The 13,864-nt window shown below is 57.0% G+C and carries 15 protein-coding genes; 9 read left to right on the forward strand and 6 right to left on the reverse strand.

All coding sequences use genetic code 11. From position 1 onward, the window contains the following. Window positions 1-32: 32 nt before the first annotated feature. The gene (locus IDL90_RS09445; RefSeq protein WP_187994341.1) at window positions 33-977 is read left to right on the forward strand and encodes a carbohydrate kinase; all 945 of its coding nucleotides are present in this window, start codon (window positions 33-35) and stop codon (window positions 975-977) included. An 18-nt stretch (window positions 978-995) separates the two neighbouring features. On the opposite strand, the gene uppS is transcribed toward IDL90_RS09445, so the two are convergent. Beyond that, entirely contained in the window at window positions 996-1,757 is a 762-nt protein-coding gene (gene uppS, locus IDL90_RS09450; protein ID WP_187994342.1) for a polyprenyl diphosphate synthase, read from the reverse strand. Between the two features lie 152 nt (window positions 1,758-1,909). Between uppS and IDL90_RS09455 the strand changes: the two genes are divergently transcribed. Both IDL90_RS09455 and greA read left to right on the forward strand, forming a co-directional pair. Next, on the forward strand, window positions 1,910-2,590 hold the full coding sequence (locus IDL90_RS09455) for a hemolysin III family protein (protein ID WP_187994343.1): 681 nt from the start codon (window positions 1,910-1,912) through the stop codon (window positions 2,588-2,590). 76 nt (window positions 2,591-2,666) lie between these two features. Then, entirely contained in the window at window positions 2,667-3,146 is a 480-nt protein-coding gene (gene greA, locus IDL90_RS09460) for a transcription elongation factor GreA (protein ID WP_187994344.1), read from the forward strand. A 100-nt stretch (window positions 3,147-3,246) separates the two neighbouring features. On the opposite strand, the gene IDL90_RS09465 is transcribed toward greA, so the two are convergent. Continuing rightward, a complete protein-coding gene (locus tag IDL90_RS09465) occupies window positions 3,247-4,545 on the reverse strand; it encodes an AI-2E family transporter (RefSeq protein ID WP_187994345.1) in 1,299 nt (432 codons plus the stop codon). Window positions 4,546-4,628: 83 nt separating this feature from the next. On the opposite strand from IDL90_RS09465, the gene msrA reads away from it, so the two are divergent. Continuing rightward, window positions 4,629-5,216, forward strand: a complete 588-nt coding sequence (gene msrA / locus IDL90_RS09470; protein ID WP_187994346.1) for a peptide-methionine (S)-S-oxide reductase MsrA — start codon at window positions 4,629-4,631, stop codon at window positions 5,214-5,216. Between the two features lie 76 nt (window positions 5,217-5,292). On the opposite strand, the gene IDL90_RS09475 is transcribed toward msrA, so the two are convergent. Together IDL90_RS09475 and IDL90_RS09480 are read right to left on the reverse strand one after the other, a co-directional pair. After that, window positions 5,293-5,697, reverse strand: coding sequence for an FKBP-type peptidyl-prolyl cis-trans isomerase (locus IDL90_RS09475; RefSeq protein ID WP_187994347.1), 405 nt, complete (start codon window positions 5,695-5,697; stop codon window positions 5,293-5,295). Between the two features lie 62 nt (window positions 5,698-5,759). After that, window positions 5,760-6,596 (reverse strand): Bax inhibitor-1/YccA family protein, encoded by an 837-nt coding sequence (locus IDL90_RS09480; RefSeq protein ID WP_187994348.1) that lies wholly within the window; start codon window positions 6,594-6,596, stop codon window positions 5,760-5,762. A 125-nt stretch (window positions 6,597-6,721) separates the two neighbouring features. Between IDL90_RS09480 and IDL90_RS09485 the strand changes: the two genes are divergently transcribed. Then, window positions 6,722-7,573: a site-specific DNA-methyltransferase gene (locus IDL90_RS09485; RefSeq protein ID WP_187994349.1), complete on the forward strand. Its 852-nt coding sequence runs from the start codon at window positions 6,722-6,724 to the stop codon at window positions 7,571-7,573. Here the strand turns inward: IDL90_RS09485 and IDL90_RS09490 are convergent. After that, window positions 7,570-8,181, reverse strand: coding sequence for an Ltp family lipoprotein (locus IDL90_RS09490; RefSeq protein WP_187994350.1), 612 nt, complete (start codon window positions 8,179-8,181; stop codon window positions 7,570-7,572). The two genes, IDL90_RS09485 and IDL90_RS09490, sit on opposite strands and share 4 nt — an antisense overlap. A 137-nt stretch (window positions 8,182-8,318) precedes the next feature. Here IDL90_RS09490 and IDL90_RS09495 point away from each other — a divergent pair, with 137 nt between their 5' ends. Next, entirely contained in the window at window positions 8,319-9,434 is a 1,116-nt protein-coding gene (locus tag IDL90_RS09495; RefSeq protein ID WP_187994351.1) for a methionine synthase, read from the forward strand. Window positions 9,435-9,552: 118 nt separating this feature from the next. On the opposite strand, the gene IDL90_RS09500 is transcribed toward IDL90_RS09495, so the two are convergent. Beyond that, complete coding sequence (locus IDL90_RS09500) at window positions 9,553-10,416, reverse strand: endo alpha-1,4 polygalactosaminidase (protein ID WP_187994352.1); 864 nt, start codon at window positions 10,414-10,416, stop codon at window positions 9,553-9,555. 160 nt (window positions 10,417-10,576) lie between these two features. On the opposite strand from IDL90_RS09500, the gene IDL90_RS09505 reads away from it, so the two are divergent. Genes IDL90_RS09505 through IDL90_RS09515 form a run of 3 tightly spaced genes read left to right on the forward strand, consistent with a single transcriptional unit; the run spans window position 10,577 to window position 13,621 of the window. After that, complete coding sequence (locus tag IDL90_RS09505; RefSeq protein WP_187994353.1) at window positions 10,577-11,035, forward strand: hypothetical protein; 459 nt, start codon at window positions 10,577-10,579, stop codon at window positions 11,033-11,035. Between the two features lie 58 nt (window positions 11,036-11,093). After that, entirely contained in the window at window positions 11,094-11,786 is a 693-nt protein-coding gene (locus IDL90_RS09510; RefSeq protein WP_187994354.1) for a hypothetical protein, read from the forward strand. A 2-nt stretch (window positions 11,787-11,788) separates the two neighbouring features. Then, window positions 11,789-13,621: a hypothetical protein gene (locus IDL90_RS09515; RefSeq protein ID WP_187994355.1), complete on the forward strand. Its 1,833-nt coding sequence runs from the start codon at window positions 11,789-11,791 to the stop codon at window positions 13,619-13,621. The last annotated feature ends 243 nt before the right edge of the window (window positions 13,622-13,864 follow it).

The following is a 13,864-nucleotide window of genomic DNA, read 5'->3' on the forward strand; positions in this document are numbered from 1 at the left end:
AGTGTCGACGCAGACCGCAGAAGGGGAATGAAATGAAGGCCACCGGTACCGACTCCGTATTGGTCATGGGTGAAGCCCTGGTTGACCTGGTTATCAAGGCTGGAAGTGACTCAAGCAATGTAACTGCTGTTCCAGGCGGTTCACCCGCTAACGTCGCTTTAGCTCTCAGTCGCCTGGGCGTGGATGTTGACCTGGTTGCCTGGTTTGGTCGCGACGACTACGGGACCATGATTGCGGAGCATTTGGCGGCCTCAAACGTTCGCATTATGCCTGGCTCGGACCAGGCTGCTTTCACCCCTACTGCACAGGCCCACCTTGATGCTTCGGGCGCTGCCACCTACACCTTCAATCTTGAGTGGGCTCCGCTCTCTCCAATCGCGATTCCTGAGACTGCGAAGATAGCCCATACGGGTTCGATTGGTGCGGTGCTCCAGCCGGGCGCATCAACGGTTCTGGATGCCTTCAAACGTGCTCACGTGCAGGCACTAACCACGTATGACCCCAACGCGCGCCCCACCCTCATGGGTGAAGTGAGTCAGGCGCGAACAATTGTTGAAGATTTCGTCCGCGAAGCGGATGTCGTGAAGGTCTCTGATGAGGACTTGGAGTGGCTCTACGAAGGAGCTGACCCTGTTGCATCAGCCCAAACCTGGACTGATGAGCTCGGGGTAACCCTCCTTGTCATCACTCGGGGCAAGCAGGGCCCGATCGCATGGACGCCAACCAGTTCCAAGGTGGAATTCACACCTGCCAAGGTAAAGGTTGTGGACACTGTCGGCGCAGGTGACACATTCATGGGTGGACTGATCGATACCCTGTGGCGCAGGGGCTTCCGTGGCGCACACGCAGCATCTCAACTTGCCCTCATCGGCGACGATGTCCTCCGCGAGATTCTCAGCGATGCCAGTGAGGTTGCGGATATCGTCGTTCAGCGGCGCGGAGCCAATCCTCCCTGGGCTAGCGAACTAGGGAGATAGCCGAGGGGGTGCAGGCGCTTACTTGCCGAGGCGTCGCTCCCTCTGTGAGAACGACCTGAGTGCGCGAAGGAAGTCAACTTTACGGAAGTCGGGCCAGAAGGTCTCGCAGAAGTAATACTCAGAATGGGCGGACTGCCAGAGAAGGAACCCTGAAAGACGCTGTTCTCCCGATGTGCGAATGATCAGTTCCGGGTCTGGCTGACCCCGGGTGTACAGGTGCTCAGTAATGTCATCGACACTGAGGGTGCTCGCTACATCCTCGATAGACCGACCTTCATCGGCGGCATCCTTCAGAACGCCCCGCACTGCATCGACAAGTTCCTGCCTGCCGCCATACCCCACGGCGATGTTCACTTGCATTGCGTCACTGAGCCCAGATGTTTTCGCTGCTTCGCGCCCCACGTCCTCCACAAACTCGGGTGACAGCTGCGTCATGTCTCCCACAATCTTCACCCGATAGTTCCCGGACTCAACCAAATGACCGACCAGCTGCCTGATAATTTCTAGCAGCTCGTTTATCTCTTGGGGTTCTCTTGAGAGGTTGTCGGTGGATAGTAGCCACAGCGTTACTACCTCTGTCTTGACTTCGTCAGCCCACTGCAAGAAGTCCAGCACTTTGTCGGCGCCCGCCCTGTGTCCCTCCGAAGCAGGGGAACCGAAGGCCTTAGCCCAACGACGATTCCCGTCGAGGATCACCCCGATGTGCCGAGGAAGGACCCCGGGATCCAAGGAGCGTTGCAAGCGGAACTCGTAGACCTCATAGAGAAGATTTGCTTGCATGGCCACAACTTTCAGTCGATGAGATTACTCTACAGAACGCGGTTGAATCTTCACGCAATTTAGTGAGCCGTGCGCCCGCAAATGCGGGTAGTCCCGGGCAGGCAATTATGCCACAGCGGATGCGGTAGCCTTGTGAACCGGAGAGGAATCAAATGCCAGTCGCTTCAAGACAGCCAGTCTCCTGGATTCCAGGAAACCCCATTGTTCGCAAACCTAAGCTGCGCGGATGGGTCCACTTCATTGCTGCGCCGCTTTCACTAGCAGCCTCCATCGTGCTTGTGGTCCTAGCCCCGACCACCGGTTTGAAATGGGCCTCAGCCGTTTACTTGGCATCCTCCTTCATCCTCTTCGGAGTCTCTGCGCTCTACCACCTCTTCTACTGGAAGCCGAAGTTTGAGCGGGTTCTGAAGCGCCTTGATCACTCCAATATCTTCCTTCTCATTGCTGGCACCTACACGCCCATCACCGTTGGCACCCTTACAGGCAATAGCAGGGTCGTTCTTCTCTGCGTCGTGTGGATCGGCGCTCTACTCGGAATCAGCATCAACCTCCTCTGGCCCTCCGCACCACGTTGGCTCTCCACCCTTATCTACGTGATCCTGGGTTGGACGGCCGTGTGGTTCCTGCCGCAGATGTGGCAACAGGGGGGGCCTGCAATCGTCATTCTCGTCGGAGTCGGCGGCGTGCTTTACACCGTGGGCGCGGTTGCCTACGCATTGAAGAAGCCCAACCCGTGGCCCGAATGGTTCGGCTTCCATGAGATCTTCCATGTCTTCACAGTTCTTGCCTGGGCTTGCCAGTGCGTGGCAGCATACATGGCTGTCCTTAGCTAACCCACAGCGTGATTAAGTGTGAGTTCACTCAAGAGTCACATCACAACAATCCCAGCGCCAGCGTAAGATCTCCCATATGGCAGAGAAGACTTGGCTGACCCAGGGTCAGTACGACAAATTGAAGGGCGAGCTGGACGAACGCAGGGATGTGAAGCGTCCGGAGATCGCACGGCTTATCGAGAACGCGCGCCGTGAGGGCGACCTCAGCGAGAATGGTGGATATCAAGCTGCCCGCGAAGAGCAGTCGATGAATGAGACCCGGGTTCTTCAACTTGAAGATCTGCTGCGCGATGCCGAGGTCGGAGAGACTCCTGCTGATGACGGCGTAGTCGAGCCGGGTATGGTCGTGGTTGCAAAAATTGCTGGAGTTGAGGAAACCTTCCTACTCGGAGCTCGTGATGCCGGCGAAGGACTGAACATGTCGGTGTACTCCCCAGCCGCTCCCATTGGCAAAGCGCTTATCGGTCACACCGCCGGCGACACTGTCAAGTATGAGACGCCCGCTGGAAAGGCGATCGCAGTAGAAATAATCTCTGTCTCACCATTCCAAGGCTGACGTACATGAGTAAAGCCCGCACCCCCTCTCGCAGGGGGTGCGGGCTTTACTCATGACCTGGGCTTCACTCACGCATGGGGCGCAATGGTACCGCTAGCTGTTACGGAGCGCCAGACACCTCGGGCCCTGCCACTATGGCCTGTTCGATCTCGACCCGGCCCGCGTCCGCGTTCCCTTTCTTTCCAGATCCCTTGTTCACTTTGCGAGCTGTCCAGTATGAGGCAGTAATCTGCTCCTGAAGTGAACCAGGCGGCCCTCCTGGGCGGTTATCGTCAGTCACCAACTCCGGGAACATGTCATGCCCGTGCAGGTACATGAGCGTCACGTTAATGAAGGCTAGAAGCGGAACTGCGAAGATCGCACCAACGATTCCTGCAACGGCGCTACCGGCCGTTACCGCCAACACCACTGCGACCGGGTGCAGCGACACTGCGTTTGACATCAACCAGGGCTGCAGGACATTGCTCTCAATCTGCTGAACCGCGAGAACCACCAGTAGCATGATGATTGCGCTAGTGACCCCATTGTTGACGAGGGCGAGTAGCACGGCCACGGCTCCCGAAATGAACGCACCCACAATCGGGATGAAGGAAAAGAAGAACACCAACACCATAATCGGTATAGCTGCGGGTACACCGAGCGCGAAGGCGCCAAGGCCAATGCCAATCGCGTCGATACCAGCAACCTTCAGCTGGGTGCGGATGTATGAACCAAGGGTCACCCAGCCGCGAATTCCGGCCTCGTTTGTTTGTTCACGCCACTGTTTGGGCAGGCAACGAAGGAACCAAATCCACATGGACCGGCCGTCCTTGAGCATGAAGAACAGGGTGAAGAGCGCAATCAAGGCGGATGCTGCAAGACTGACCGCCGACGTAGCGAAACTCCACGCCTCAGAGGCGATTACCCCTCCATAGTTGCGCAGGACAGAAGTCAGGTCATCTTGGAAGCTCTCCAAGAAGCCATCCAAGAACGCGAAATCAAGTCCGAGGGGACCATCTTGGACCCAGGCAAGCAAATCATCTAAACCACCAAGGGTCTGCGAGACCAGGGCCGGTAGCTGCGCGACAACCTGACCCAATGCGATAGCCATCAGCCCGGTGACAAGGATCAGCCCAGAGACCAGACCCACCGCAGCCGAAGAGGTCTTGCCCATGTGGAGTTTACCGCGAAGGAACGACAGAAGCGGCGCCAAAAGGAGAGCCAACAGGAGGGCAACCAGAACAGCGACAACGATGCTGGCCACGTAGCGCAGCCCCCAGACGATAACACTGACAGTCACGATCACGATCAGTATGCGCCAGCTCCAGGCTGCTGCAACTCGTAGTGGCACACTAACCTGCTCTGAGATACTCCGATCCGAGGCATTTGCGGATTGCTTAGACACTGGTTCTTGACTCATGTTCACCTTTAGCTGGTTGCTGGCTATGCGGGTACTGAAAGTGCGAGACTGGATTGACCATCATCTATCACGTCAGGACCATTATGACGGAAAACTCCACAGCACCACACGTTGTTCTCGGTGCACCACTGAACCTTCCTGCAGATAATGGCCTGCTTGAGATCTATTTGGCGGGCGGGTGCTTCTGGGGCGTGGAACGCTTCCTCTGGGAAACCCCCGGCGTGAAAGTCACCGCTGTTGGCTACATGGGTGGCGCGGCACCGAATCCCTCATACGTGCAGGTTTGCACGGGCTTCACGGGTCACGCTGAAACAGTTCGCGTTGTCTACGACCCCACGGAAGTAACCACTGATGATCTGCTTGCCGTCTTCTTTGAAAACCATGATCCAACCCAAATGAACCGGCAGGGAAACGACCGTGGAACCCAGTACCGCAGTGCAGTTTGGACAACCACACCCGAGCAGTTCGAAGTGGCACAGCGTCTTAAATCTGCCTACGAAGCCAAGCTGATCGAGGCCGGATACGGCCCTATCGTCACGGAAATCCACTCACCACCACCCCCGGTGTTCCACCTCGCCGAGGACTACCACCAGGGCTACCTGCAGAAGAACCCTGGCGGCTACTGCAACCATGGTTTCAACGGAGTGGAGTGCCCCCGAGGCTTGCTCTAACGAGAACAGAACCAAGAACGCCCCACCGAGCGATCTCAGTGGGGCGTTGTGCTGCAACGCAGCGTTGTGGAGAACCCTAGCGTTTGATTGCTTCCAAAATGTCGGTCACAAAGACCAGCGTGTCGCCACCCTTGATACCGGCCTGCGGAACGCCCGCTGGCCCGTAAGCAAGGTGCGACGGGATCGAGAGAAGAACGCGAGAACCGACCTTCTGACCAACGAGCCCGTCATCCCAACCCGCTATCACCATTCCAACACCGATCGCGAAGTCAAGCGGCGCCCCACGGTCGTAGGAGTTGTCAAAGACGTTACCGTTCCACACTTGGCCGAGGTAGTTGCAGACAATCGTGTCACCTGCTTCAACGACGGAGCCTGAGCCCTCTTCCAGTACCTCTACCACCAGGTCCTCCGGAGCAACTGCCGAAGAGAATGTGATTGCGGGCTTATCTCCGAACTGGCCGGATACTGTCACGTTTTCCAAAGGTTTTCCTTGTCTTTCGGGGCGGCCTCACCGCCTGGGAGGGTTGGGTAATTTCTGTCTTTCTAGCGGGACTGCAAACGGGAGAGAATGTTGAGAATCTCCACGTACAGCCACACCAGTGTCACCATCATGCCGAATGCGCACATCCATGAGTACTTCGCGGGAGCGCCCTGAGCGACACCGACTTTGACCTGGTCAAAGTCAGAGATCAGGCAGATAGCCCCGATCAGCACTGCAAACATTGAGAGGACAACACTGAGCGGGAAGCCCATGATCATGGGCCCGTCGATGCCACCGATCGGCGCACCCATCATCCCGAGTACCCAAATGAGGACGCGGGAGAGGATCAAACCGATAATGGAGATCAGGGCAAACTTCTGCATCTTTGGGGAGTTGCGAACCTTGCCCGACGCAAATAGCGCAAGGGTGACACCAAAGACCGCGAATGTTGCAACCACGGCCTGAAGAACTACGCCTGGGGCCCACATTTCCGTCACCAGGCTCAGCGCGCCAAGAGCAACGCCCTCGAGTGCAGAGTAGGCCAGGATCAGACCCGGACGAATCGTCTTAGAGAAGATGTTGACCATCGCGAGGACGAACCCAAGCAGCAGGCCGCCCATCATGAGCGGCATTGCCAAACTAAAGTTCGAGGCCACCACAAACCACGTAGCCGCAGCAGCAGCAATCAGCACACCCAGGTTGAGGGCTGTCTTAACGATGACGTCGTCGTACGTCATCCGTCCCATATCAACTGCATCAGCCGAGGGCGCTTCATACGAACGCCGCGCCTCCTCAAATGCTTTCTGATCGTAAACAGGGGGGTGTGTCGCCTGAGCCGTTGCGGCCGTCGACTGGTTAGCCCACTGGCCTTCCATGCGGTTGAAAACCGGGTTCGACATTCTCTCTCCAAGTTCTAGGTAGTTCTAATCCAAGATTTCCATATTTAGCTACCTCTGCGCCAGCGTTCCGCCCTCGGCTTGATGATCGCGATCGCTCCGGCGCCTGGTTGGATTAAAATGAGTCAATGGATGTGCACAGACTTGGGAATGTCGTCATTGAGGGCGACAACCTCGCGGTGATTCGCGAGATGCCAGATGCTGCATTTCGCCTCATCTACCTCGACCCGCCATTCAACACGGGTCGCACCCAGACCCGCCAAACGTCAACTTCGACTCGGGTCACAGACTCGGGTCGCGTCGGGTTCAAAGGGGTGCATTACGAGCAGGTCGTAGAGAAGGTGACGTCCTATGATGACCGTTTCGTCGACTACTGGGAGTTCCTAGAGCCCCGCCTTGAGGAAGCCTGGCGGCTCTTGTCCGAGGACGGAACCCTCTACCTCCACCTCGACTTCCGCGAGGTGCACTACGCAAAGGTCCTACTCGACGCCCTGTTCGGGCGGGAGTGCTTCCTCAACGAGATCGTCTGGGCCTACGACTACGGGGCGCGCTCTAAGAAGAAATGGCCGGCAAAACACGACACAATCCTGGTTTACGTCAAGGACCCGTCCTCGTACTACTTCAACTCTGAAGACGTCGACCGCGAACCCTACATGGCTCCCGGCCTCGTCACACCTGAGAAGGCGGCCCGCGGCAAGTTACCGACAGACGTGTGGTGGCACACCATCGTATCCCCTACCGGCAAAGAGAAGACGGGCTACGCCACCCAGAAGCCCCTGGGAATCCTGCGCCGCATCATTCAAGCCTCCAGCCGTCCGGGCGACACCGTCCTCGACTTCTTCGCGGGCTCTGGCACAACCGGGGTTGCAGCCTCACAGCTGGGTCGGCCATTCGTCCTCGTCGATCAGAACCCACAGGCCATCGAAGTGATGCGTTCCAGGCTTCCCGAGGCCGAGTTCATCAACTGGCCCGATCGCTAACCCTGGGACCCGAGCTGCGCTACTGCGTGCTCGGCTTGGGCGGGGGTGAAGAGTTCGCCGTGTTCACTGGTGAGCAGGTCGTAAATGTCCTCCGTAGTAAGGTCTGGATCCTCACTGAGCAGCCGCGCCTTCTCAATGGCGTTGGCGTTCCAGTCCCAATCCAGTCTTTCGATCGCGCACGATGCCGCATCTGCACTGAACCCATCACCATCAGGACTGATCAAGAGAGACTTGGCCATTGCTTCGCTGACGTAGAGAGTTCCCGCGTAGTACTCGGCCTGCGCGAAGGCAGCGTCACAGTCCTCTGAATCATTGGTCGTCGCGGAATCGCCCTCGGACCCACCGCTACTCTCCGGATCTTCGACTTGGGCGCCCTCGTCACTTTGCTGCGGATCAACCACTGACTCCTCAACTTCGCCTGACTGCTCACCACTCTGCGGAGGTGCGACCTGCCGGGCATTGTTGACGAGGACGACCGCGGTGACCACAGCCACCACCGCAAGCGCCACGACAACCCAGACCCACAACTTCTTGAACCAGGGTTGACGCGGGGCACCATGGTGCAGTTGCGCACGCGAAGGTAAGGAATGCTCCGGTTGTGACGTCATGGTCGCCATGCTACCCCGGTCACGCGGCCGACTGACGGACGCGGGATCATGGCGATGCTCGTGGGCGTATCTTGGGATGCGCGGCGCCATGAAGAGACCGTTCTATGCCTTACGCCGCCGATCACACGGAGGACGCCATGTCGAAGAGCAAGCACAACCCCAAATGCGACATCGTTGGGTCATTCCTTAGGCCGGAGGAAGTGAAGCGGGCCCGTGCATCCTTCAGAGCTGACGATATTTCCTTGGCGGAACTGCGCGAAGTTGAGGATGGCGCAATCGCTGACCTTGTGGCCCGGCAGGTGGAGCATGGTTTGACTGTTGTGACGGATGGAGAGTTCCGCCGCCGCTGGTGGCACCTCGACTGGCTCAAAGAGTTCGATGGTTTCTCAACCCACCACCTTGTGAAAGAGCTCAATGGGGTCAGCAATGAGATTGAGTTGGGGTACATAGACGGCAAGGTTTCCTACGATTCGGATCGCTCACACCCAGAAGTGGAGGCGTTTGAGTTCCTCGCTAACGAGGCCGCCAAGTATCCGGGTGTAGCAGCGAAGAAGTGCATTTCTGGGCCGAACATGATCCTGGTCGACAACTATCTGCAGCTTGGTAAGAGGGATGTCCCCTACTACGGTGACGATGTCGACCTGCTCATCGAGGATATCGGCCTCGCTTACCAGGACGCCATCAGGGATCTTTATGATCACGGGTGCCGTTTCCTGCAGATTGACGACACTTCGTGGACGTACCTGATTGACGACAACTTCAACCAGCGCATTGAGGCAATGGGTTACGACAAGGACACGGTCCTAGAGTGGTTCCGCCACGTGTCGACGCTGGCGCTAGAGAACAAGCCTGAGGACATGACGATCGCCACTCACTTCTGCAAGGGCAACTTCAAGGGGCACCCGCTTTTCTCAGGGTTCTACGACTCGGTCGCACCGATCATTGCGCAACTGCCGTTTGACCGCTTCTACGTGGAGTACGACGATGACCGCTCGGGATCATTCGAACCGTGGGCGGTACTCAAAGATACTGGGACGACGTTTGTCGTCGGCCTCATCTCTACCAAGAACCCAGCAATGGAGACACCCGCCGATATAGAAGCCCGCCTTGCACAGGCCCGCGCCATCATCGGCGACAACGTCACGCTGTCTCCCCAGTGTGGCTTTGCCTCAGTTGAGGAGGGCAACTCCATAGACGAAGCAACGCAGTGGAAGAAGATTGACCTCCTGGTTTCGTGTGAGTCCCTAGTCTGATCCCGAGGCGCCGTCTGGCGCCGAACGCGCGAGTTTCAAGGCTCTTCACCTGGCGACTAGCCGCAGCGCCCTGTCGCCCTCTATGACTCTGTATCCAGGCGTTGGGAGACCCGGTCCACTAGGAACTGCATCTCTCATAGAGGTAGCTCGGCGAACCAAAAGGCACAAGGTCATGGTCACGCAGGATCGTCAACGGCGCGCGACTCGGCAGGGAGCAGACGTCCTCGAACGTCATCCCAGCCTCAGCGAGCTCGTCGTCATACTCAATCTGCAGAACGTGCGGGCCATAGGTTTCCCGGTATGAGGAGCACTCGTCATACACCGCACAGGACTCAGTAATAGCAAAGTCAAACCCAATTTGATCCTTGCCAATACGACCGAATTCCAAGGTGTTCTTTTGGCCAATCGCCAGACCCGCGTCATGGGCGCGAGTCGCGTAAGAGGTTGCCAAGGCAATGGTACCGGCGCGGTCAATCTGTCCAAATCTGGTGAAAGTATCGAGGTTATCGATCTCAACTGCATCGAAACCCTTTGCCGCACAGGCATCTATTTTTGGTCCAATAACCGCGAGTATCCCCTCACGTTGGCTTTCTGTTGAAGGATCAAGAATCTGCTCATCTGGCCAATCGGGGTCAGTTATCGGTGTCCCAGAGGAATCGGTGAGAACTAACTCGTTAGCGAACTCCGCTTCCTTGAGAGGTTGTGTCTGGAAGCCGTTGATATAGCAGATGCTGTACGCACGAGGCTCGGGAGAGTCCGTCACATCCCTGACAACAACATTCGGTCTCCTTCCGTCAACTGGGGAGTATCCTCCTCCGAGCTGATAGTCGAAGACACCACTGGTCGGGAGAGTTTGCAAGTCTTTGCCGCTACTGCAGGCCCCAAGAACCCCTCCTCCGGCAAGGGTCAGACAAAGTCCTACCAATACACTCGTTCGCAGCGATCGCTCCCAGTTTATGCTGCAACGTATCAGGACTCTCATTGCACTGCTCTCCTTCTCTCCGATAAAACTCGCCACAATTTGACTCTCACGTAATAGCACGGCACAACCACGAATGTCGCAATCAAAACGTTAGATTCATTCGCCTGCCTGCCTGTCCGTGATCCGGAAAGATTGAGATAAGTCAACTCAAGGAGGAGCCATGACGCGGACACACAAACTACTTACAACCGTGCTGTCACTACTAGGAACCACACTGTTTGTTGCATGTTCAAGTGGCGCCCCGACCTCGCAGACATCGGGTGATGCGGTGCAGTCCGGGGAGGACACAGCGGGCGACACCGTGGTGTCGCAGTCAGTGGACTTCCCCGGCACCTGGATCATGGTCGAAATGGAGACGGACGGTGTTGCAATTGGCTCCGAAGAGTTGGCCGCACTTCAAGAGGACGGGTTCACCGTGTCCCTGACTTTGGCGGTTGACGGCAGCGGGGCGTTCAGTGACGGCGAAACGGACACATCACTTACATGGGAAAAGATCGACGATTCTCACATCAAGCTGCTAACTGACGACGGCGCAGAAATAATCGGCACCGTTGAAGGGAACCAGCTATCCGTTGACGATGGGGAAGAGACTCGGATGGTTCTGGAGAAGGATAGTTAGGGCCGAAACTGCGGAATCATCATAAGGCCAGTTGATCTACAAGTCGGAGGTGGGTGCTGTGAAACGTTCGAGTATTACACCAATTGTGATCACGGTAGTGCTCGGTGTGGTTGCCTTGTTGGCATGGGCGGGCGGAGCACTGCTTTGGCTCACCAGGTCCAACGCAACAGAGGGCGCAACTATCAGTGTTGCTCCTCCGGCAATTGTAGAACTGGGTGGTGCAGCGGCTGGGCAAGCGGACGAATCTGACCCCGTCGAGGGCGGTGACACAGCCGACGTGAAGACAGACTTCGTCTTCTCAGACATCGCCGGAACGTGGGATATGACGTTTACTCGCGGGTACTTCGATAGCGAGGACGCAGCCGGGAATCCCATGGCTGAAGAGCTGGTCACCGGCGTACTTACCATCCCCGCAGATCAGAGTGAAGCTGGCTTTGAGGCATTTCTCAGTTCCCTCACCGCAACCATCAACGGGGATGCAGACCCAGGTTACGTGGCTACGGGGGACGTGCTAGTGACCGGAGAGCTGCATGGATCTGAGCTCCTCTTGTATCTAGATATTGATTCTTTCTATCTTGACCTCACTGCCGAAATTCTGGAAACAGTCGAGCCAGCCTATTTCCCTGTGGTTGTGCAGGATGTTGAAGGGCTCATGGTTGGCTACGGCCAACAGGCAAATGAGATCGAGGTCGGTGGTGCCACTGTCTACTCAGTTGCAACCATAGAGCTAATCAGAAGGGCAGGAAGCTAGTCATGTCAGTCGCTCCCGACCAGACCCCATCTGTACGCCGCCCAGTCAACTTGCTGCCCGCTCAAATCGTTCTGGCCGTGCTGGCTGTGTGTGGCCTCGTGTTCGCAGGACTGGGCTTTCGCGCCCACATCAGCGCCCCAATTCCCACCACGGACACGCAGGTGGTTGAGCCGGTCCAGTTTATTTACCCAGAGCCATCCGAAGAAGTCGAAGCCGCAAACGTCGCAGCAACGCTTGCCATGCAACAGTACGTTGACGCACGCTTGGTGACAGAGCGGTTCTTAGTGGTGGATTTTGCCGAGGAACCAAACATAGACGAGGTCGCAACGATAATCGACGAAGCCCTAGCTTCGCTAGCGGATGCAGACCTAATCATCAGTCAGGGCCTTCAAATCATCGACGCGGCCGTAGGAGAGGAAGCAACAGCCCCGTCGGAGAATGCTGGTTCAGATTCAACAGATTCAGATGCGGCCAGCTCAAACGCGCCACCGTCGGATGTTTTTTGGGGTCAGCCGACAGCGTACCAAGCGACTTCGCTACCCAAGCTCCTTCCTGCTGCGCCCGGGGACCAACAGCAATGGGCCGAAGAGTTCACCAAAGCGTACGACCAGACCAAGGGCCCTAAAAAGTTGCAGACACTCGCTCGACAATTGGGTCAAGACGTAAAGGACATCAAAGCCCAATTGGATGCAGCGCAAGAGATCATTCATTCTGGGGCCACCAAAGATGCCTCGTTCTGGGACAAGATGACCAAGGCTGCGATGGCCACCAAGACAGTCGCGAAAGTCGGGTTATTTGTGGGCGCCACAATCGCCACTGCCGGCGGAGCTGCAGCGCTGGCAGCCCCAACAGCGGCTGGTTCCCTGGCGGCCGCTGCCTCCACCGGGGGTGTTGGGCTTGCCGGAGCGGCCTCAATCGTGATCAACGGCGCCGACGTGATGGTGGAAATAGGGGAAACTACCAGTGCGATAACGTTAGGCGAAGACCATAAACTCACCGCCGCGTTCGGTTCCATGCAGGACACCACGGGACCGTTGTCCGGAGCTACCTTCGTCGCTTTCCCGAACCCGACCGACACCGTAGGCCTGATTGCCGACCTTTCAGGCAACATCATGGACTACTTTGCTGACGGTCGCCTCTGGGGCTTCAAAATGGAACGCTATCAGGAAGGCGAAGTCGCCCTCGACAAACTCCTTGCTGGGGATAACTCCCCCGTCCTCACTGTCACACCCCTACCGGAGGCTAACACGGAGGCGGAACTCGAATCGAACCTAGCTGCCGCTGGCCTGAGCCTTCCACCACAACAGGTTGAGAGCCTCGATGAGGCAATAGCCCAAGTGGATGTAATGGAACTGAGCAAAGCGTTGGAGGTCCTCGACGCGCTGGCACAACAACTAGAAATAGAACTGGCAAGCCCCGATCAACCGGGAGAACCCGAGGCCGAACAACAGGCATCCGACTCTCCGGTGGTAGGCGTCTACCAGTATCGTGGGACCTATTCTGCACACCCCTTCGACCCCGGGGATGAACCGATGGTGACTGAGTTCGACCCGCACCAAGCGGTCATCACTCTAGACGAGAACAAAATGACAATCACAATTGATGATGGCAGACCAACGGTCCTGCAAGGTACTTTTGATTCGCAGACAAACACCTTCACGGGAATCGACAACTCACCGGCATCCGGGGAAGCGTGGGACATTCCCCTATACCAGCGAGCGCAGACAACTGTTACTTTCGACATTGGTGCCGAACCCGTGGTGGGAATAGGGTACGCGGGAGACGAAATAGAGAATATCTCGATGGTTTTCACCCGGACCGGGGACCTACCCTAGAAGCACCAATACTTCGACCGTGCACGAGGTCTGTATGGTGCCGGACCAGCATTTTTTGCTCTAGGGCGTTTGCCGTGGCATTGGTCTGGTAGTGGTCTACTTCGAACTCTTGGGGTTGCGTCCAATCGACAACACCTCGACAAGCTGTGTTTGTCATGTCGGATCTGATAATCCGATGATGTGAGAGCAAGCAGAAATGTTCCCTCTGGTGGAGGGAACTCGGATCGGCTCGGAGAGCATCCC

Source organism: Schaalia sp. JY-X159, assembly GCF_014525425.1.
Taxonomy (GTDB): domain Bacteria; phylum Actinomycetota; class Actinomycetes; order Actinomycetales; family Actinomycetaceae; genus Scrofimicrobium.

Excerpts from the sequence above, each read along its gene's own strand:
- IDL90_RS09495 (WP_187994351.1), top strand. The coding sequence starts at position 8,319 with ATGTCGAAGAGCAAGCACAACCCCAAATGCGACATCGTTGGGTCATTC.
- IDL90_RS09485 (WP_187994349.1), top strand. The coding sequence starts at position 6,722 with ATGGATGTGCACAGACTTGGGAATGTCGTCATTGAGGGCGACAACCTC.
- IDL90_RS09455 (WP_187994343.1), top strand. The coding sequence starts at position 1,910 with ATGCCAGTCGCTTCAAGACAGCCAGTCTCCTGGATTCCAGGAAACCCC.
- IDL90_RS09515 (WP_187994355.1), top strand. The coding sequence starts at position 11,789 with ATGTCAGTCGCTCCCGACCAGACCCCATCTGTACGCCGCCCAGTCAAC.
- IDL90_RS09465 (WP_187994345.1), bottom strand. The coding sequence starts at position 4,545 with ATGAGTCAAGAACCAGTGTCTAAGCAATCCGCAAATGCCTCGGATCGG.
- uppS (WP_187994342.1), bottom strand. The coding sequence starts at position 1,757 with ATGCAAGCAAATCTTCTCTATGAGGTCTACGAGTTCCGCTTGCAACGC.
- greA (WP_187994344.1), top strand. The coding sequence starts at position 2,667 with ATGGCAGAGAAGACTTGGCTGACCCAGGGTCAGTACGACAAATTGAAG.
- IDL90_RS09505 (WP_187994353.1), top strand. The coding sequence starts at position 10,577 with ATGACGCGGACACACAAACTACTTACAACCGTGCTGTCACTACTAGGA.
- IDL90_RS09490 (WP_187994350.1), bottom strand. The coding sequence starts at position 8,181 with ATGACGTCACAACCGGAGCATTCCTTACCTTCGCGTGCGCAACTGCAC.
- IDL90_RS09500 (WP_187994352.1), bottom strand. The coding sequence starts at position 10,416 with ATGAGAGTCCTGATACGTTGCAGCATAAACTGGGAGCGATCGCTGCGA.
- msrA (WP_187994346.1), top strand. The coding sequence starts at position 4,629 with ATGACGGAAAACTCCACAGCACCACACGTTGTTCTCGGTGCACCACTG.
- IDL90_RS09480 (WP_187994348.1), bottom strand. The coding sequence starts at position 6,596 with ATGTCGAACCCGGTTTTCAACCGCATGGAAGGCCAGTGGGCTAACCAG.
- IDL90_RS09445 (WP_187994341.1), top strand. The coding sequence starts at position 33 with ATGAAGGCCACCGGTACCGACTCCGTATTGGTCATGGGTGAAGCCCTG.